Genomic DNA, 20,252 nt, shown 5'->3' on the forward strand with positions numbered 1-20,252 from the left:
TCTACGCAGCTGCTTCCACCAGCCTGCCGTTCGCCTGCAGCTTCACCTCGATGTTGCCGCGCGTCGCCCTGGAATAGGGGCAGATGGTATGCGCTTTGGCGACGAGGGATTCGGCCTGCGCCTGGTCTACGCCGTCCAGCTCCGAATTAAGCGTCACGTCCAGGAAGTACCCGCTTTCGTCCTTGTTGAGGTTCACGATCGCGGTCACCTTGATGTCATTGGCACTCACGGGGATTTTCGCAAGCCCTGCCGCCGCTTTGATCGCGCCGCCGAAGCAGGCCGAATAACCGGCCGCGAACAACTGCTCCGGGTTGGTGCCGGGGCCTTTCGACCCCGGCGGCCAAAGATTGAGATTGATCTTGCCGTCCGGACTGTTAGCTTTGCCTTCGCGGCCCGCAGTGGCGCCGGCGGTTTCGGATGCGAGTACGGCCATGGTTTTCACCTCAAGATTGCTTTGTGTAGCGATCGACGCGCCGACCCTATGCCCGCCGCCGCCACTGTTCGCTCATGTCTGAACTATGGACCGCCTGAGCCAGTCCTCGAAACGCGTCGGTCCGAGGCGCGCGTTCTGGCCGGGGGTGAGACTCTGATCGTTCAGCCTTGTGCCATAGTAGAGTGCCTGGACGTCAGTGGTCACCTTCCGTGCGTCCCGGTTGGCAGTCAGAAATCGCCGGACAAGGTCGTCCTGACGGATCGGTTCGGGGCCCGCCACCTCGATCGTGCCGTTCAACGGCTGCTCGACCGCAACGTCGGCCAGCGCAGCCGCGACGTCATCCGACACGATGGGCTGCATCAGAGCCGGCGGCAACCGGACGGTTGGCCCGTCGGTGGCCGATTGGGCGATCGCGCCCACGAACTCGAAGAACTGAGTGGCTCGGAGGATGGTAAACGGAATCCGGGATGCCTTGATCAGCTTCTCCTGGGCCATCTTCGCGCGCAAGTAGCCGCTGTCGGGCAGCCGGTCGGCGCCGACGACCGACAGCGCGACGTGATGGCGCACGCCGGCCGCCGCTTCGGCCGCAAGCAGGTTGCGCCCCGACGTCTCGAAGAATTCCAAAACCGCCTTGTCCTCGAACGAAGGCGAGTTCGCCACGTCGACGACGACCTGAGCCCCGGCCAGCGATTCAGCCAGTCCCTCGCCAGTGACGGTGTTGACGCCCGAAGAGGGCGACGCCGCCACGACCTCGTGCCCACGCTGGCGAAGGTTGTTCACCAGCTTCTTTCCGATGAGCCCGCTGCCGCCGATGACCACAATCTTCATGGCAAATCTCCTGGCAAGTCGAAAAAATCAGCCTGTAGCCGCCATTCGCAGGGCATGCGCGAGGCAGCGCTTGGCCAGTTCGATCTTGAACCCGTTCTCGCTCTGCGGTTTGGCGTCGCGTAGCGCCGCCTCCGCTGCTTTGCGGAAGTTGCCCGTGTCGGCGGGCTGACCGACGAGCGCCGCTTCGGCCTCGGGTGATCGCCACGGCTTGGTCCCCACGCCGCCCAGCGCGACACGCGCCCGCGTCACCATCCCGCCGGCGATCGTCATCACAACCGCGGCTGACGCCAGGGCGAATTCGTACGACGCGCGGTCGCGCAGCTTCAGATAAAGCTGCTTGCTTCTCGCCACCGGCGGCGGAAGCGTCACGTGCGTGATGAGGTCGCCGGGTTCCAGCACCGTTTCGCGATGCGGAGTGTCGCCGGGTAGCAGATGAAATTCGCCGAAGGGGACGGCGCGCGATCCCTTCGGCCCCTGCACGTGGATCGTCGCCTCCAGCGCCGCCATCGCCACACACATATCTGATGGGTTTGTTGCGATGCAGTGTTCACTGGTGCCGAGGACGGCCAGCGACCGATTGAAGCCGGTGATGGCCGGGCAGCCGGTACCCGGCTCACGCTTGTTGCACGGCATGGCCGTATCGCGGAAGTACACGCAGCGGGTCCGCTGGAGCAGATTCCCCGCCGTCGTCGCCATGTTGCGAAGCTGAGCGGAAGCGCCCGACAGGATGGCCTGCGACAGCACGGCGTAGTCTCGCGCCACCGTCGGATGGTGGGCGAGATCGGCGTTGCGCACCGTGGCGCCGATTTTCAGCCCGCCATCGGGCGTGACCTCGATCTTGCCGAGCGGCAGGCGATTGATGTCGAGCAGGCGCTCGGGGGTTTCGACGTTCAGCTTCATCAGGTCAATCAGCGTCGTTCCGCCGGCGAGAAAGCGCACGTCAGCGCCCTGCTGCGCCGTCTTCGACTTCGCCGCGGTCTCCACCGCCGCCGCAGGGTCTTCCGGCCGAATGAATTGAAATGTCTTCATAACGGCCGCTCCTCCGCGCAGCTATGTGCTTTTGCGAACCCGCTGAATCGCCGACACGATATTGGGATACGCCCCGCAGCGGCAGATGTTGCCGCTCATCAGCTCCTTCACGGCCGCATCATCCGTTCCGCACGGTTCTTTCAGGAGCGCGACCGCCGACATGATCTGGCCGGAGGTGCAATATCCGCACTGGTATCCGTCGCAGGCCAGGAACGCCGCCTGCATGGGGTGCAGGGCGTCCGGCGTACCGAGGCCCTCGATGGTGGTGATCTCCTCCCCGTCGTGCATCAAAGCGAGCGTCAGGCATGAATTCACGCGCCGTCCATTGACGTGTACCGTACAGGCCCCGCATTGCCCGTGATCGCAACCCTTCTTCGTTCCGGTCAGTGTCAAATTCTCGCGGAGGCAATCCAGCAGCGTCGTTCGCGGATCGACGCGAAGCTTGCGGACGGTGCCGTTAATGCGCAGCGTCAGCGGAACCGCGCCCTCGATATTCGGCCCGTCTGAGATAGGCGCCGCCGATTCGCTCTGCGCGAGTGCACTTTCCGCGTTCACCGGTAGATACCCCGCGATCGCTCCAACCGCCGCCGTGCCACCGGTGGCCTGAAGAAATGCCCGGCGGGTCGGACGTGACGGGCTCGATGACGGATCGTGACGCATGGATCCTCCATTCGAGCAGCCAGCCTATCGGAAAGTGCGTCCGACAGTCCATCCTTTTTTCGTAAAGATGATGACAATAGACACTCGCCAAAATCCGCGGTTGCGGGCATATTCTCCCAATGCTCCTGGCGGAAATCTCCCCTCCCCTTAATGGGTTTGGTTGGCCCGACTGGCTCGTCGTCGCGGCCTACCTGGTGCTGACGACCATCCTCGGGGCGGCCCTCTCCGGCCGCGCCTCGACGATTCGCGATTTCTTTCTCGGCGGTCGCAAGCTCCCCTGGTGGGCCATCTGCGGCTCCATCGTCGCGACCGAAGTCTCGGCGGCCACGATCGTCGGCGTGCCCACCATCAGCTTCGCCGCCGGCGGCAACCTCACCTATCTGCAACTCGCGCTCGGCAGCATCCTCGCGCGGTTCATCATCGCCCGCTACTTCATCAATCGTTACTACGAACACGAAATCTACAGCCCCTACGACTACGTGGGAACGCGCCTCGGCCCCCGCGTCCGCCAGACCACGACCGGCCTGTTCTTCGTCGGCGCCGTCCTCGGCCAGGGCGCCCGCCTCTACATCACCGCCTTCGTCCTCAGCGTCGTCGCCGGCATCAATCTGACCACTGCGATCTGGCTCATGGGCGCCTTCGCCGTCGGCTGGACGCTCATCGGCGGAATGGTCACCGTCATCTGGACCGACGTGATTCAATTCGTCGTGATGGTCGTCGGGGCCGGTGCCGCGCTCATCGCCGCCGTCGTCGCGGTCCCCGGTGGGTTCGCCGAAGTGGCGCGCTTTGCCGACCAGACCGACAAACTCCGATTGTTCAATCTCAGCCCGGACCTTTCCGTGGAGTATACGCTGTGGTGTGGACTCCTGGCGCTGCCCTTCCTGAATCTCGCCGCGTTCGGCACCGATCAGGTGATGGCCCAGCGCTTCTTCTGCTGCAAGACCCAGGCCGACGCCCGCAAGGCCGTGCTCTGGAGCAACATCAGCCTGTTCATCCCGGTGCTGATGCTCTTCGTCGGCATCGCCATCGCCGCCTACTTCCAGCACGCATCCCTCACGACGACCGAACAGGCCCTGATGAAACAGGACAAGAACTACCTCCTGCCCCTCTTCATCGTCCATCAGCTTCCCGTCGGACTGCGCGGTCTCGTCGTCGCCGCCATCTTCGCCGCCGCCATCTCCACCCTCGAAGGCGCCCTCGCCGCCCTCTCCCAGGCCACGGTCGGACTTGTCTACCCCGCCGATCGGCTCGCGGGCGAGGAAGATCGCCGTACGGCGGCCGGCCGCATGAGCCTCGTGGTCCTTTCCAAGCTCCTCGTCATCGGCTGGGGCGTCGCGCTCTGCCTCATGGCCATCGGCTGCATCACCATCGCCAAACAGTACAAGAACGTCATCGACCTCGCGCTCTCGCTCGTGCGCTACACGTATGGCCCGCTCCTGGGCATCTTCCTGCTCGCGTTCCTACGTCGCCCACCGGACGACCGCGGTCTCTTCTGGGCCGTCGGTCTGGCGATCATGGCCGTCATCGGCATGTCGATCCACGACCTGAAACCCGTACTCATCTTGGGCCGCATGCAGGATCTTTCGGACGCCTTTGTCTGGTCTGCCGCCGCGCTCGCCTCCCTGGTCGGCTGGTTTCGTTTCCGTCTGGACGCTTGGCGCCCGGCGATCGTCGCGGCAACCTCCGTCCTTATCGTCCTGCTCCACCATCTCCAAGTAGGCACAACGCCGCACGGCGACCCACTTCGCATGGCCGCGTACTGGCACTACCCGATTGCGGCGCTGATGACATTTGCTGTCGGTTATCTATTGGGGCGACGCGATGAGGAAAAACAGATGCAATAGACATCTGATCCGATACTCGACGCGGATTACTTTAACGAAGTCAAACTGCCGATCGGCACTCAATTGGATCCTGTGGTCGAGAGGCCAAAGGCCAGACTCTGCACTCCCCCGCCGGGCAGGTCGCCCAGGCGCCGAAAGCTCGCGGTCTGGCCGCGCGCGATACCCGCCGTCATTCCGAGCACTATCGCGCAGGTCAGTACCAGTCCATGAATAGGCTTCAAGTCAGACCTCCTGCGCTGGTCGATGGCGCGTTGATACAGTTCACTTTAAGTCATGCCGAGGGAGATGATCTTGAACAGCGAATGCGCGGCGCTTGCACGAATTTAGCGCCACCGAGCGGAGGCTCGATAGACCGCCGGCGTCGTGCCGGTCTCGCGCTTGAAGGCCCGCGTAAGATGCGCCTGGTCGCTGAAACCGACGCGCGCGGCGATCAGGGCGATCGATTCGTCGCTACGGACGAGGAGAGACTTGGCTCGCTCGATGCGCTCGCCGCGGAGGAACTCGCCGATCCTACAACCCCGCGCGCGACGAAACGCGCGTGCCAGATGGCCCGGATGAACGCCGGCCTCGAGGGCGAGTTCGCGGACCGATAGCGCGTCGCAGCACCGCGCGCGGAGCAAGTCAATGACCCGGCCGAGCCAGACAGGATTCGACTCCTGTCGGGGCGGATCATCGCCTCGAGCAATCGTAGTCAGAAGTTCAATTCCCAGTCCCCACAGCGAGAGGGAGGACAAGTCATCGCGGATGCGCATTTCGCAGGCGATCCGCCGCGCGATCTCGCAGGCCGGCCCGCGCGAAATCTGCACCGGTCGCGCAAAGGCCCGGCGCGACAGGCGATCAAGCTCCTCCGGCGGATTCACGAACTCCATGCTGCACCAACCCACGCGTGGAGTTCCGAATCGTTCGCGATGCGCGATCCCCGCGGGGATCACGTTGAGGTCGCCCGGATGGACCCTTCAGTTCTCACGCGAAAACTCCGCCGTGCCCAATCCTACGAGCACAAAACCAACACATTGATACTCATGCTCATGCCGCGGATTCTCGGCACATGCCGCAACGTGCCGTTCCCGGAAGTCGATACCATTGGACGTAATCGACCAGTCTACCGTCGACAAAGGGGAAGACGGTCCCGGCGATGTTGCACGCGAGCGATATCCTTGTTCCGCCATCCACTCCATTATATCCCTGCCCAACATCCACAATCCGAAAACATGTGTTCAATCGGGTTGTTTCTGTCCAAAAAAAAACGCCCGATGACCAAAGTCACCGGGCATTTATCAAAACACTTGAATGAACGCCAAGCGATCGTCTACGGCGTCTCCGCGTCCTCGCTCGTCGGTTCCTCCGTCACCGGCGCCGGCGCCGCGTTGGGATCGGCCATCTTCGCATAGACCGAGCCGTCGTTCGGGTTCTTGTACATCGCCGTATCCATCCCCGGCACGTGCTCCTTGCTGGACACAAGGAAGATCTCCACGCGGCGATTCTCCTCGGCGCCGCCCCGGGCCGGGTTCGGAATCCGCGGTCGGAACTCGCCGTACCCCATGCAGCCCATGCGCAGGTAATCCACGCCGAATCCCTTCAGCGCGAACATCACCGCGATCGAGCGATGCACCGACAGGTGCCAGTTGGTCGGGTGTTTGCGGCCCGTGATCGGTCCGATCGGCAGATTGTCCGTGTGGCCGACGACGACGACCTCAAACTGGCTTGCCGCGGAGGAGTTGACGATGTCGGAGAACGCCTTGAGCGAACCCTTGACCTCGTCCTTCACCTCGTCGCTTCCCTTGGCGAAGGTCAGGTCGCTCTTCCAACGGACCGCGCCCTTCTTCGCGTCGTATTCGATTGTGTCGGGATACTTCGCGGCGAGTTCCTTCAGCGCCTTGTCCAATTCCGGCGGCAGCTTGACCTCGACGACCTCAATCCCGCCCATGCCCTTGGCCAGGACGCCATCCATCTGCCCTTGCAGCTTCTTCACGAACGCATCCAGCCGTTCGTTCTCGCCCCGCAGCGTCGCGAGGTACGCCTCCTTGGAATCCAGTTCGCGGCGCAGCGCCTCGCGCTCCGCCTCCAGCGCCAGCGATTTGTTGCGCTCATCCGCCAGATCGCGCTCCAGCGCGTCCGCCCGCTCGGCCGCCTTGCGCCGGGCGAATTCGGTCCGCAGGTACTCGTCGCGCGACACACATCCCGTCGTCGTCATCCATCCGCCCGCCATGGCTGCGAGCAACATCCACATCCTGTACTTGCTCATTGGTTCCTCCCTGGAACATCCCTGTTTTTCTTCCGCGCGGACGCCCCGCGTGTTTTTCCACAGCGCATTATGCCATCGCCCTGCCGCATCGCAATGCTTTCTTTACGCCGCCCGACGATTTGAGATCGAGTTTCCGCTGACCGGCACGTCCGTAGGCCAGGCCGTTTTGCGGTTGTGAGTTGTCGAGAGGACCCCTCGCAATCAGGACGAGACCCCGGGGAGTCCGACGCTCCCCGGACCCGGGAATCGTCCGCCAACGCATCATCCGTAGGCGATTACTCCCTCTTCACCCGCATTTAAACGGCGAGTTACCCCTTCCCCCATAAAGTTTTAACGATGGAGGCGACCATGGGCAGACAAGAACTAGAATCCGCCCGGAAGGGGCCTTGGCGAACAGCCATGGTTCGTATTTTCGAAATCATCACGGTTTGCGCCGGCTTCGCCGTTCTGCCGGGCTGTGCCCGCACCATCCTGATTGCCGAGGACGCCGTCGTCCGCCCCGACCGGCCCCACGAACTGGCCGCCTACGTCGATAAGCAGTGGCTGGTCGTCTTTACCAGCGGTGTGCCGGGTCGTGAGGTTCAGTTTCTGATCGATGAAAAGGAGGTCGGCCGTGCCCGGACGAACAAGCAGGGGCGCGCTCGCATCACTTTGAAGCCGGGCGTTACCGGTGAGTCCTTTATCGCCCGGACCCACGGCGATATCCGGAATCTACAGGAAAGGGCCACGCTCTTCGGCTGGGATCCGAACCGTACAGCCATCGCCGTCGACGTCGATGAAACCATCAGCCTCACGAATTACCTGAACGTCATCTGGGGCGATGGCCTCGTCTCGCGTCCGGTCAAAGGCTCGCCCGAAGCCCTCCGCAGCTTGGCGAAGAACTACCAGCTCCTGTATTACAGCGCGCGACCGCGATTCATGATCCGGCGGACCCACGAATGGCTTGAAAAGTACGGGTTCCCGCCGGGGCCCGTCGTCTTCCCCAGCGACTTTACGGCCGCCCTGAGACAATCGTCGGCCAAGGCCGAGCTCCTGGCCTCTCTTCGCGAGAAGTGGCCCAACCTGCGGATCGGCATCGGCGACAAGCACGCCGACGTGGACGCCTGCATCGCCAACGACATGTTGCCGGTCATCGTGAACGGGGCCCGCCCCAAGTTCCGCAAGAACGCCATCGTCGTGGCCGGCTGGGAGTCCGTGCCCAAGTTCTTCGACATGAACCGCGGTTCGCTCAACGACGACCGCCGGATCGCGAGTTTCCTCGCCAACGGAAACCGCTCCGCCTCCGGCGACATCATCCCCCCGCCCGAGCCCGCCGAGCCTACCCGCGTGGTTGCCGCAAAAACCAAATAGGATCCAACGTATCGCGGATGACACGCTTTCGACTTCCCGCCCGATTGAATCCGACTTGAGTCCAATATCGATGTTGGGTCGTCTCCAATTGTCTACACTCTGAGACGATGGTTAACCAAGCCTACCGTCACACCGATAAATTACCCAAAGGGCAGTTAGCGGCCGTTGAAGTCGTGGTCGATCCGGAGGAACGAGGGCCCAGGATCTGGCGTTCCTGCCACGTCTCAATTCAGCCGGATTATCCACGAGTTGGCCATGTCGAATCAGAAGTCGCGATCCGTCGCTCCACCATTGCCGGCTTGGAATTCAACCCGGTTCATCCTCGAGTTGGCCGTCGAGCAATACCAGCATGGAACTGAAGCGACCAGCCGTCGAAACACAAATGCGCGCGTGGTGGTCACCACACCGCCGGCGATCGGCGGCCCCACGCGAGGATTCCCATTATGAAACCGGTTCGCTTTGACCGCCGCTTTCTTGTCGAGACTCTCGGGATCGTTGGTTTAGTGCTGGTTGTCATCGTTTTCCTGCTACCGCAGATTGCGCCCGGGCTTGAAGGCGCGGCGTATGCGCTACTGCTGTCGGGCGCTTTAATGTTCGGAGGACTAGTCTGGTCGCTGGGTCGCAGCCGGACGCGCGCGGAGATATTGGCCCGGGAGATGACATCGGACCTCGCCCTCGCCAAAGAGCAGGCCGAATCCGCACTCCGCGAGACGGAGGCTCTGCGGACGACTCTCGATGAACATGCCATCGTATCGGTCGCCGACGCCAAGGGGCGAATCACCGCGATTAATCATACGTTTTGCCGGATCAGCGGTTACTCCCGTGAAGAACTGATTGGCCAGGACCATCGCATTCTCAATTCCGGTCATCACCCCCGGAGCTTTTGGGTGGAGATGTGGAAGACCATCCAGTCGGGCCGGCCGTGGCACGGCGAGGTCTGCAATCGGGCCAAAGACGGCTCGTTTTACTGGGTCGACTGCATCATCGCGCCCTTTAAGGGTGCGGATGGCAAGATGGCGAAGTATGTCTCGATCCGCAGCGACATCACCGAGCGCAAGCGCGCTGAGCAGTCGCTGTTGGAACGAACACGATTGGCAACGCTGGAGGCCGAAATCGGGACCTCGCTCGCCCGCGGCGGCACGCTCTGCCAAACGCTTCAACTTTGCTGCGAGACCATTACGCGCTACCTCGATGCCGCATTTACGCGCATTTGGACCCTCAATGAACGAGAAGACGTGCTGGAATTGCAGGCCAGCGCCGGACAATACACCCATCTCGACGGTCCACATAGCCGCGTACCGGTTGGAAAATTCAAGATCGGGAAGATTGCAGAAGACCGAAGGCCCCACCTGACCAATCGCGTGGTGGGGGACCCCCGGGTGGGCGATCAGGACTGGGCCAAGCGGGAAGGCATGGTCGCTTTCGCAGGCTACCCCTTAATTCTGGAAAACCGAATTGTCGGCGTCGTGGCGATGTTCGCCCGCCACAACCTCAGTGACTTGACGCTTCAGACGCTCGGCTCTCTGGCCAATTATATTGCCGGGGGCATCGAGCGCAAGAGGGCCGAGCAGGCGCTTCGCGAGAGCGAACAACGGTTTCGGACGATTGCCGACACTGTCCCCCAGTTGCTCTGGACGACGGATCCGGCGGGTAACGCGGACTATAGCAATGCACGATGGCTTGAATATTCGGGGTTGAGTCCAGAGCAGACTCGGGGTTGGGGTTGGAAAGCGGTCATGCACCCGGATGACGTCCCCTCCATTATGGAAACGTGGGGCCGATGTCTTCAGACCGGCGCGCCATACAGTGCGGAGTGCCGATTCAAGCGGGGCTCCGACGGAGCCTATCGATGGTTTTTGATCCGGGGAGTCGCGGTACGTGATCCCAACGGCGCGATCGCTCAGTGGATCGGAGCGTGCACCGACATCGAAGATCAGAAACGCGCCGCCGAGGTCGTAGCCGCCCGGATCGAAGCCGAAAACGCGAATCGCGCAAAGAGTGATTTTTTGGCGACCATGAGCCATGAATTGCGGACGCCGCTCAATGGCGTGATTGGCATGGCCGAACTCCTGATGAGCACGAATCTCGATGCGAAGCAGCGACGCTACGCCTGGCTGGCCAAGTCCTCCGGCGATGCCCTGCTCGCCTTGATTAACGACATTCTCGATTTCTCCAAAATTGAAGCCGGCAAAATTGAACTGGAACATGCCGACTTTGACCTGTGCTATTCCGTGGAGTGCGTGACCGCCTCGTTTGCATCGCGCGCGCAGGGCAAGGGGCTGGAACTGGTGGTAGGGGTTCACCCGAAAGTACCGGCGCTCGTGCGTGGCGACACCGGCCGCCTGCAGCAAATTCTCACGAACTTGATCGGTAACGCCATTAAGTTCACCGAGTGCGGCCAAGTCGTGGTTCGGGCCGCTCTGGAGCGGGAAAACGATGGGCATGTCGACGTTTGCTTTAACGTTCAGGATTCCGGAATCGGCATTGCCCCGGATCGAATACCCCGTCTCTTCAACACCTTTTCGCAGGTCGATTCCTCAACCACCCGCAAATACGGTGGGACCGGCCTGGGACTGGTCATTAGCAAACGACTGGTCGAACTCATGGGAGGTCGGATCGGTGTGGTGAGCGAAGAAAGCAAAGGTTCGACGTTCTGGTTCACGGTCCCGCTTGAAAAACAGAGGACGGACGGTTCCCAGATTCGCGCCATATGCGAAGAGGTTCGAAACCAGCGCGTTCTCGTAGTGGACGACAACGAAATCAGTCGCGAAATCCTCCACGAACAATTGACCGGCTGGGGCATGGAACATGAATCGGTCCCCGGCGGTCGCGAAGCCCTCGCCGCCCTCCGCGCCGCCGCCGCCGAAGACAGAAAATTTGGACTGGTTATCGTCGATATGCAGATGCCCGGCATGAACGGCTGGGAGTTGGCCAAGGAGGTCAAGGCGGATTCCGCCCTGCAAGAGACGATCCTTGTGCTTATCGCACCCGCGCACGATGAGCCGGACGCCCAACATCTGCATGCCGGAGGCTTCGCCGGTTACGCCTCCAAACCGTTACGGCCTTCACAATTACTGGACACGATCACCGATTCACTTAATTCGTCGAAGGCGCCCACGGCCCCGGTCTCGGTGACGACCGCGGTGACGGCGACGCGGCGGATCAAGCAACCTCCCGTGGCTCTCACTGACGCGCGCATCCTCCTGGCCGAAGATCATCCGATCAGCCAGGAGGTGGCCGCGACAATTCTGCGCCAGGCGGGCTATCAATGTGATGTCGTCGGTAATGGCAAGGAGGCGTTGGAAGCGGTGACGCGACATCGCTATGACCTTGTCCTGATGGATTGTCAGATGCCGCAGATGGATGGGTTCACTGCCACACGGGCCATCCGCCAGGCCGAAAAAGAAGGACGGGTGGCCGGCCCCCGGGAGGCAAGGCTGTGCATCGTCGCCTTGACGGCCAACGCCATTAAAGGCGACCGTGAGCGCTGTCTGGAAGCGGGCATGGACGACTACCTCAGCAAACCGCTGAATCCGGAAAAGCTGATTCGACTCATTGAACACAACTTATCGCGCGCCGTCGGGCCCATCGAAAAACCTTCCACTCCCTGTACGGGTTCATCGATTTCGGAAATGGACGGTCCTGCGGATGACGGAGGTCCCCCGTTCAACATGGAGTTCCTCCTCAAGCAATGGGGCGGCGATCAAGCACTCGTCAAAATGCTAATCGCCAAATTCCGCACCCAATCAAAGGCCGACCTGGAGAAGTTGGAACAAAGCATTACGGCTGGAGACATGGATGAAGCCGCCCGGCTGGCGCACGGCTTCAAGGGGGCCGCCGGCTACCTCGCAGCAGAAAAACTGCGCCGCTTGGCCGCGAATCTGGAAACGCAATGCCGCAACAAGGACTTGGCCGGCATCGCTGCGGGCGCGGCGGCCGTTCGGGCCGAGTTGGGACGCTGGATGGATTACAACCCCAAACGAACGATAGAACTGGACCCCGGAGCCGCCGACGCGCCGAACTCGGAGAACAACCGTGAATATTTTGATTCTCGACGATGACGCCATCTGCCTGGAGGCGCTGAATCAGGCGTTGATCCGGGCGGGTCATGACGTGCAGTTTGCGCGCGATGGCCACGAGGCACTGGAAATCCTCCGCGAAGGCCATGTCCGTCTGGTGATCTCCGACTGGATCATGCCCGGCATGGACGGTCTGGAACTTTGCCGCCGGATTCGCCGCGAAGAGTTCCCTGCCTACGTCTATTTCATCCTGCTGACTTCGCGGGACGGGACCGAGTGCATTGTCGAAGGCCTGTCCGCCGGGGCCGACGAATTCCTGACCAAGCCTTTCCATCCGGCGGAGTTGAGCGTTCGGCTGCGGGCGGCGGAACGCATCCTCGCGCTCGAAACGCGCGACGTGGCCATCTTCGCCTTGGCGCGGCTGGCCGAATCCCGCGATCCGGAGACGGGTGCACATTTAGACCGCGTTCGGATGTACTCCCGGATCATCGCCCAGCATTTCCTGGAGAGTTCCAATAGCCCGGAGCCGATCGATGCGGAATTTGTGCGGCTGATTTACTTGACCAGCCCGTTGCACGACATCGGCAAGGTGGGTATCCCCGACTGCGTCTTGCTCAAGGCCGGCCGCCTCAGCAATCGCGAATTCGAGATCATGAAAACGCACGTCACGATCGGCGCCGAGACCCTGGGTGCGGCCCGGCGACAGTTTCCCGGAGTTCGCTTTCTGCAAATGGCTCAGGAAATCGCTCTCACTCATCACGAGCGGTTTAACGGAAGCGGGTATCCCTCCGGGCTGAAGGGCAAGCGAATACCGCTGAGCGGGCGGATCGTGGCCTTGGCCGATGTTTATGACGCCCTGACTTCCAAGCGGGTCTATAAGCAGGCGTTCGCCCACGATGTGGCGCGCGGCATCATTCTTGAAGAGAGCGGGCAGCACTTCGATCCGGATGTCATCAAGGCCTTTGTCGAGAACGAAGTGGCGTTTGTCGCGGTGCGCGAGCGCTTCGCCGAGCCGGAGCTGGTAGCGGTTTGAGCCCTGCCAGGGGACGTCAGTATCCGAAGTCCAAGGGCAAAAAATAGGTAAGTCGTGATTACATGAGCACCATCCTGATCGTCGATGACATGGAGATCTTCAGGGAGCCGATTGCGTCCACTCTTCAATCAAGGGGCTATTCCACGGTCTGTGCGTCCAACGGCAGGGAGGCTATGGAGGCCCTGGAAACACATCCAGCCGACCTGATTCTACTCGACGTCTCCATGCCCATCATGGACGGCCTGGCCTGCCTGAAGGCGATCCGCGGAAACGCCAGGCTACGGGATCTGCCCGTGATCCTGCTTACGGCCTCGTCCGACCGCGACCACGTCACCCAGGCGGCCAAACTGGGCGTCAGCGGCTACCTTCTGAAATCGCAATTCTGTCTCAAAGAGATGTTGGCCCGCGTCGAGCAGTATGTCGGCCCATCTCATGGCAACGCCGGTCCAGTCAAACCAGCGACAGACTCCGCTTTAATACCACTGACTTCCGCTGCGGATCTGAACCTCCGAGAGCGGGTCTCGAAGGAAATTGTCTGGGAACGCATCGGGCAGGAACTTCATTTGGAGGCCGTTCCCCCGGCCTTGCACCACGTATTGGCGATGATCAATAGCAGCGAGACCAGCATGGACGACATCGCCCAGGCGATGCGGATGGACCAGGCCTTGAGCCTGCGCGTCATGCAGGTCGCCAATTCCAGCTTTTACAACAACGGCAAGCCTGTAAAGAACCTGTCCGAAGTCGCCCAGCGGATCGGGCTGTCGGGGCTCCGGATTATCGTGATGACGGCCACCGCGATGAGCCAGTTCAGCGACGTGGCCAAGGGCGGCCTGATTCCTCAGCGCTTTTGGGAACATTCTTTGGCGACGGCCATGCTGTCGCAATTGCTCGCGCCGACTTTGGCCAAGGAGGCTGCGGAGCATTATTTTCTGGCCGGGCTGCTCCACGATATTGGCCGCGTTGCGCTGTGCAGGTTGTTTCCCGAACTGCATCACTCCGCGCTCAAGGCGGCGGCGGATTCCCGGGCAGACCTGATGACCGTGGAAATCGAATGTTTCGGCGTCACGCATGCAGACGTGACTCGACGATTGTTGCAGCAGTGGAAGCTGCCCAACGAACTGGTCGAGGCCGCGTCACTGCATCATTCGTCGGTCGCACACATCAAATCAATCGCCTGCGAACCGCGCGCCGCATTCGTGGTGGCCCTGGCGAATGCCCTGGCGCATGCCATGGCGTGCGGGGACAGCGGCGGAATGTCGCTTGTCCCATTCCATCAGTACGCACAGGCCCTTGGACTGGACGGTGAATCGATCGAGCGCCTGGCCCGTCAAGGGGTTAAGGACGCTCAAGACACCGAATTACTTTGTGCGTCTCGATTCGCCGGACGGATTCGTAGCCCCCTGCATCAGGAACTGGCCCAACGCGAAAAGGTCGCGCCAAAGGTGGCGGTACTGGCCAACCCCGCGCACGGTGACCCGCTGACGCTGTTTCTGCAACAGTTGGATTGGTGGGACCAAACGAACCCTCGCGGAGTCGTCGTTTATGCCGCCGAATCGAATGAGGCTTCCCAACTAGTCTCCGAGCTTGAACTCTTGGACGCGAAGTTTGAAAGTCCCATCCCGGCCATCGTCGCGTCACAAGACGGAAAGGCGTCGCTGCCGCCGAATCTTGCGGTGAGACGTTCGATTTCGAACGTGGCGATCCCCGGACGATACACGGACCTTATGAGTGCGATCACCAAGCTTTGCACTTGAGTATTCGACCGGGACGAGTCTTCGAGTCCGCCCCGCGAGCGGCACTGCCGCACGCCGGCAGGTATGCTAATCAAGCGATCGGCGTAACTTACGGATTGGAGACGAAGGGGTTCGAACCCTCGACCTTCGCATTGCGAATTCGCCGTCAACCACCGCCAAAAAGCTCGTAAGCTCCTTGCTCTGACGTAACCTACCGGGAGTGCATTTCAATTACCAGCCTTCGCGAGAAATCGCGGTTTTTTGCCTAGAAACGCGGTTTTTCAAAAATAAAACGGTATATACCGTTGCGCAGAATCACCCCCACCGACTCCTCTAGCGTGGGAAAACTTCGAGACGAATCGCGAAGCGCGTGCGTACGATCCGCAGCAGCCCGGTCTTCGTTGCGACCGACCAATTCCTTGAGTCGATCACGCCGTCGTGCAGCGCGCATGGATCGGTATTGGGGTGATGGGCCCTTAGCGATTGTGAATACACCGGCGGTAGAATCAGTGCCCCTTGGGGATAAAATGAATCGGGGGTGGCTTCAATTCCCGAGGAGCGGACGATGACGGTTTCTGCGGCGGCAGGCACCGAATCGGATTGCGTCCCCCGCGTCAGCAGGGGCGAACTCGGCCGAAGGCTGGCGGAGGCACGCTCAGCATTGGCCTCCTGCCACTTGTGCGAGTGGCGATGCGGGATTGATCGCACCAGAGGAGAACATGCCCCCTGTCGCCTGGGCTCCGACACCTATTCGTTCCGGCGATACCTCAGCCTGACGGACGAGATCGAAATCGTTCCCACGCTTCGTGTTTATCTCGCAGGTTGCAACTTTCGATGTCGGTTTTGCGATACGGGTCCGACCTGCTTCGAGCCAAGCGCGGGCGAGAAAATCGATGCCCGGAAACTCGCTGATGAATTGACCGCGGCGGTGCGGCAAGGCGCCAAAACCATAGACCTGCTCGGCGGTGAGCCCAGTCTTCATCCGCACACAATCCTCGAAATCGCCGCGTCTGCCGAGAAACCGCTCCCACTTGTCCTCGATACGAATCTCTACATGTCACCGCAGGTCATCGATTGGTTCGACGGCGTTTTTACCTGCGTGATCGGCGATTTTAAGTTTGGAAACGACGACTGCGCGCAGAAGCTTGCGGGCGTGCCGCGTTACTGGGAGGTCGTTACACGAAACCTCCTGCATTTTGCCTCCAATCGAACTCGCTTGATCGTGCGCCACCTCCTGATGCCCGGTCATGTAGAATGCTGTTTCAGACCGGTCGCAGATTGGATAGCAGCCAACCTGTCAGAAGTGAAATTCCATTTGGCTTGTGGCTATGTCCCCTGTTGGAAGGCGCAGTCCGATCCGACCCTCGGTCGCATGATGGGACGAGACGAACAGCGGGAGGCCGAAGAATATCTTCGATCGCTTAACCTCAATTGGCATTCGTGAAACGATGAGCTATTCAAAACCACAAGAGACCATGTCGGCGACGGGACTCGACGTCACGATCACCATCGGCGCGGACGGTCGAATGTACTTTCACGATTTGACTCCGGAATTAGTGCCCATTGCCGCGGCCATTTGCCCCAACAATGCCGAAGTAATGGCGCGACAGGTCGCGATCAAGGAAAGTGAGCGGAACAACGCATGAGCCAAGAGCCGGCGAAGGAAAAGAACCGGGTTCAACCTTCCGTCTTTGCGGAGCTGGAGGTGCTGATCCGCGCCCGCTATCCCATCATCTACGTGGTTTCGTGGGAAGAGCGGCGCGTCGAGCTGCATCTGAAGGAGATCGCCCAACGCCGCAACAAGGAGTTGTATCTTTGGTCGGTTACCACCGGCCTCTTGAAGACCGGGGCGCTTCCCAAAGGGACCAAAGGGCTTGCCGATCCCATTGAAGCGTTGGACTCCGTGATTGAGCACAAGGAGCCCGCGATTTATCTCTTCAAGGACTTTCACCCGTTCATGCGGTCACGGGATTCGAATGTGGCCGTGGTCCGCAAACTCCGCGAGGTCGCGGTAGCCCTGAGCGACAGCTACAAAACACTCGTCGTCACGTCGCCTGTGCTGGAGATTGCCTCGGAGCTGGAGAAGGATGTCTCGGTTCTCGACTACCCACTTCCCGATATTCGAGATCTCCACGTGTTGCTTCAGAGGATCTGCAAGGATGTGTCCGAGCACACCAAGCTCAAGATCGAACTTAAGGAGGGCGAGTTAGAAAAAGTCTTACAGGCCGCGCTGGGATTGACGTTGCAGGAGGCCGAGAACGTCTTTGCCAAGACGATCGTTACCGACGGAAGGCTGTCGGCCGATGCCGTTTCCGTCGTCTTCTCTGAAAAGCAACAGATCATTCGCAAGAGTGGACTGCTTGAATATTACGATACGCAAACCAACGCGGCAGATATCGGCGGCCTGGACGTGCTGAAGGAGTGGTTGGGGAAGCGATCGCTGGCTTTTTCGGATGATGCCCGGAAATTCGGGCTTCCGGCGCCCAAGGGAGTCTTGCTCGTCGGCGTCCAAGGATGCGGCAAGAGCCTCTGCGCGAAGGCCGTGAGCAAGTTGTGGGACATGCCACTGCTGCGCTTTGACATGGGCCGAATGTTTGCAAGCCTAGTCGGCTCATCGGAAGAAAACGTCCGCCGGGCGATCAACGTCGCCGAGAGCGTCGCGCCGTGCGTCCTTTGGGCCGACGAAATCGATAAGGCCTTCGCCGGCTCACAGGGATCGGCCAACACCGACGGCGGCACGACGGCGCGGGTGATGAGCACGTTTTTGACGTGGCTTAACGAGAAGCAAAAGCCCGTCTTTGTCATGGCGACGGCGAACAACATCGCTCAACTTCCACCCGAACTGCTGCGCAAGGGACGGCTCGACGAGATTTTCTTCGTGGATTTACCGACTCTCAGCGAGCGGAAGCAGGTGTTCCACATTCACCTCACCAAGCGGCGGCGTGACGTAACGAAATTTGATCTGGCGGCGTTGGCCGAGGCGGCCGACGGATTCAGCGGGGCGGAGATCGAAGAGGCGATCATCAGCGCGCTGTATGACGTCTTTTACGCCAAAAAAGAGTTAGAAACGGGGGACATCGTCAAGAGCATCCGCGAGACCGTTCCGCTATCCCGGACCATGAGCGAGAACATTGCAGCGCTGCGGGAGTGGGCTTCGAACCGCGCGCGTTACGCCTCGCGGCGTGACGACGACGCGGTAGGTGTCACGCGACGTAAATTGGAAATGTAAGCAAGACCTACGAACTCTTGCACCAACGGGAAAAAAGGAGATCAACCATGGGCGCGATTCTTGTCCTGACGCCGCTCGTCATATCCGCCTGGCCGGCGGTCGCCGCCGCCATTATGGGTGCTGCCGCAAGCATGGGCTTTGCCGTATCGGCTCCCACCGTGGAGCAGGAAGAAGAGGCGACTCGAACCAACAAGATCGAGACGGAGATCGAGAACAGCGAGGTGGTTGCCGAGCAGATGAACCGCGGCGAAAAGGTCGTCATCACGAAGGACGACATCACCGTGGAGTTCGGCCGCGACAACCGCGGCGCCTGCACCGTCTGTGTCAGCGGAAAGGGCCATTCCGAAAAGGAGTTGCACAAGATCGGCGAAGAGATCGCCGGCCGCGTCGTGCAACAGTACGCCTATCACAAGCTGATGACCGAACTGAAGAAGCGAAATTACAGCGTCGTCGATGAGAAAGTCATGCAAGACCAATCGATTCAGGTTCGTATTCGACTGTAGAAAGTAAAGCAGGAATCCCCCAAGGAGATCATTTCATGGAACGGCCTGAATTCGAAATCACGATCACCCGCGCGGGCAAAGTAAAGGTCCATGTCAAGGGCGTGAAGGGCCAGCGATGCGTCGAACTGGCGGACTTGATCAAGGAGATCGTCGGCCGCGAGGATGAACGGAAACTGACGGATGACTTTTACGCGCTCGATGGCAAGGTGCGTATCGACGTTAAGACCAGGACGTCTTGATTCCACGCTGATGCGGGCAAGTGGGACACGATGGCTGTCGTGGGGAGCCTTCGGGAGTACGGATCGTGCAGTGTATCAATTGCGGCTTTGAGAACATCCCGGGCCTGCAGGTCTGCGCCCGCTGCCAAAGCTCGCTGCTGCTAGGTGAGATCGACGTGACGCCGCCGCGCGCGTCCGCCATTCAGTTGGGAACCGGTCTGCGGCGATTCTGGAACGCCTTTCGTAACAACATCCCCAACCTCGCCGATCTACTGCCCCGCTGGCGCCCGACTGTCTATCATCCCATCGCCCTGAGAAGCGTCGTGCGGTGCGCGATCCCCGGTCTCGCACAGATCTGGCACGGTCAAAAGGCGCTTGGGCGCACAATTCTCATAGTTTGGTTATCGCTGCTGCTCAGCGCGATACTCTCACTGGGCAGCGGGTTTACGCAGTTTCTATTCTCCGCCGCATGCGTCGTCCACGCGGTCACCGTACTTCTCGTGCTCGGCGCGAATCTGAACTACGAGCGGCTTCCTATCCGGTTGCTAACCGGCCTCGCGTTCTTTTTCGGCATCTGGTATTTCATTTATGCGCCGATCGGCTGGCTCGGAACGCGCTTTTATCAACCCCTGCCTTTGGACGGAATGGCGCGACCAGATGTTCTCCTGAACGGTGACGTGATTCTTCACGAAGGCCCTTGGCGAAGGCCCGATCGGTTCGAACGCGGAGAGATTGTCGTGTATCGCGTCGATTGGCAGATGGGCGGGTACGCGAACTTCTATTTCGCGGCGGTCGAAGGGTTTAACGTGGATCGCATCATCGGGCTGCCCGGCGACCGTGTGCAGGCAATTGACGGCAAGCTCCTCGTTAACGGCGAGCCGTTGTCCGCCGAACACTATCCACTGGCCGGTCTGCGGTCAGTCTGGGGCAACGGCTTGGATGTTGCGTTGGGCCTAGGGGAGTACCTGGTCATTCCTTCGACGCTGAGGATGCCGGGGTATCAACCCCAGATTCCCGCGGACCAATTGACTAACTTCGTACGGGTCGCGCCAGTGGATATTCTGGGGCGCGTGGCGCTACGCATTCGTCCTTATTCTCGATTCGGAAGCGTGAAATAGGCGGAACAGG

At 60.8% G+C, this 20,252-nt stretch carries 18 protein-coding genes; 11 read left to right on the top strand and 7 right to left on the bottom strand.

Annotation, left to right across the window (positions count from 1 at the left end):
• Position 1: 1 nt before the first annotated feature.
• From VJZ71_08130 to VJZ71_08145, 4 genes are all read right to left on the bottom strand, one after another.
• Positions 2–433: an organic hydroperoxide resistance protein gene (locus tag VJZ71_08130; GenBank protein ID HKQ48020.1), complete on the bottom strand. Its 432-nt coding sequence runs from the start codon at positions 431–433 to the stop codon at positions 2–4.
• 72 nt (positions 434–505) lie between these two features.
• Positions 506–1,261, bottom strand: coding sequence for an SDR family oxidoreductase (locus VJZ71_08135; GenBank protein HKQ48021.1), 756 nt, complete (start codon positions 1,259–1,261; stop codon positions 506–508).
• Between the two features lie 27 nt (positions 1,262–1,288).
• On the bottom strand, positions 1,289–2,290 hold the full coding sequence (locus VJZ71_08140) for a xanthine dehydrogenase family protein subunit M (protein ID HKQ48022.1): 1,002 nt from the start codon (positions 2,288–2,290) through the stop codon (positions 1,289–1,291).
• Positions 2,291–2,311: 21 nt separating this feature from the next.
• Positions 2,312–2,950, bottom strand: coding sequence for a 2Fe-2S iron-sulfur cluster-binding protein (locus VJZ71_08145; protein ID HKQ48023.1), 639 nt, complete (start codon positions 2,948–2,950; stop codon positions 2,312–2,314).
• 119 nt (positions 2,951–3,069) lie between these two features.
• On the opposite strand from VJZ71_08145, the gene VJZ71_08150 reads away from it, so the two are divergent.
• On the top strand, positions 3,070–4,794 hold the full coding sequence (locus tag VJZ71_08150; GenBank protein ID HKQ48024.1) for a sodium/solute symporter: 1,725 nt from the start codon (positions 3,070–3,072) through the stop codon (positions 4,792–4,794).
• Positions 4,795–4,853: 59 nt separating this feature from the next.
• Here the strand turns inward: VJZ71_08150 and VJZ71_08155 are convergent, their stop codons facing one another.
• From VJZ71_08155 to VJZ71_08165, 3 genes are all read right to left on the bottom strand, one after another.
• Complete coding sequence (locus VJZ71_08155) at positions 4,854–5,015, bottom strand: hypothetical protein (GenBank protein HKQ48025.1); 162 nt, start codon at positions 5,013–5,015, stop codon at positions 4,854–4,856.
• Positions 5,016–5,117: 102 nt separating this feature from the next.
• Positions 5,118–5,678, bottom strand: a complete 561-nt coding sequence (locus tag VJZ71_08160) for an AraC family transcriptional regulator (GenBank protein ID HKQ48026.1) — start codon at positions 5,676–5,678, stop codon at positions 5,118–5,120.
• 425 nt (positions 5,679–6,103) lie between these two features.
• Entirely contained in the window at positions 6,104–7,039 is a 936-nt protein-coding gene (locus tag VJZ71_08165; protein ID HKQ48027.1) for an OmpA family protein, read from the bottom strand.
• Between the two features lie 399 nt (positions 7,040–7,438).
• On the opposite strand from VJZ71_08165, the gene VJZ71_08170 reads away from it, so the two are divergent.
• From VJZ71_08170 to VJZ71_08215, 10 genes are all read left to right on the top strand, one after another.
• On the top strand, positions 7,439–8,389 hold the full coding sequence (locus tag VJZ71_08170) for a hypothetical protein (GenBank protein ID HKQ48028.1): 951 nt from the start codon (positions 7,439–7,441) through the stop codon (positions 8,387–8,389).
• Positions 8,390–8,832: 443 nt separating this feature from the next.
• A complete protein-coding gene (locus VJZ71_08175) occupies positions 8,833–12,450 on the top strand; it encodes a response regulator (GenBank protein HKQ48029.1) in 3,618 nt (1,205 codons plus the stop codon).
• The gene (locus tag VJZ71_08180; GenBank protein HKQ48030.1) at positions 12,425–13,441 is read left to right on the top strand and encodes an HD domain-containing phosphohydrolase; all 1,017 of its coding nucleotides are present in this window, start codon (positions 12,425–12,427) and stop codon (positions 13,439–13,441) included. The genes VJZ71_08175 and VJZ71_08180 overlap by 26 nt, the downstream gene beginning before the upstream one ends.
• Before the next feature lie 62 nt (positions 13,442–13,503).
• Complete coding sequence (locus tag VJZ71_08185) at positions 13,504–15,195, top strand: response regulator (GenBank protein ID HKQ48031.1); 1,692 nt, start codon at positions 13,504–13,506, stop codon at positions 15,193–15,195.
• Between the two features lie 544 nt (positions 15,196–15,739).
• Entirely contained in the window at positions 15,740–16,618 is an 879-nt protein-coding gene (locus VJZ71_08190) for a radical SAM protein (protein HKQ48032.1), read from the top strand.
• Positions 16,619–16,622: 4 nt separating this feature from the next.
• Positions 16,623–16,820 (top strand): hypothetical protein, encoded by a 198-nt coding sequence (locus tag VJZ71_08195; protein ID HKQ48033.1) that lies wholly within the window; start codon positions 16,623–16,625, stop codon positions 16,818–16,820.
• Positions 16,817–18,403 carry an AAA family ATPase gene (locus VJZ71_08200; GenBank protein HKQ48034.1) on the top strand — a complete coding sequence of 529 codons (1,587 nt, stop codon included), beginning with the start codon at positions 16,817–16,819 and terminating at the stop codon, positions 18,401–18,403. The genes VJZ71_08195 and VJZ71_08200 overlap by 4 nt, the downstream gene beginning before the upstream one ends.
• A 47-nt stretch (positions 18,404–18,450) precedes the next feature.
• On the top strand, positions 18,451–18,906 hold the full coding sequence (locus VJZ71_08205) for a DUF1257 domain-containing protein (GenBank protein HKQ48035.1): 456 nt from the start codon (positions 18,451–18,453) through the stop codon (positions 18,904–18,906).
• Between the two features lie 35 nt (positions 18,907–18,941).
• A complete protein-coding gene (locus VJZ71_08210) occupies positions 18,942–19,145 on the top strand; it encodes a DUF2997 domain-containing protein (GenBank protein ID HKQ48036.1) in 204 nt (67 codons plus the stop codon).
• 65 nt (positions 19,146–19,210) lie between these two features.
• Positions 19,211–20,242 carry a S26 family signal peptidase gene (locus VJZ71_08215; protein HKQ48037.1) on the top strand — a complete coding sequence of 344 codons (1,032 nt, stop codon included), beginning with the start codon at positions 19,211–19,213 and terminating at the stop codon, positions 20,240–20,242.
• Positions 20,243–20,252: the final 10 nt, after the last annotated feature.

The sequence above is a fragment of the Phycisphaerae bacterium genome, from assembly GCA_035275405.1.
Taxonomy (GTDB): Bacteria; Planctomycetota; Phycisphaerae; order UBA1845; family UTPLA1; genus DATEMU01.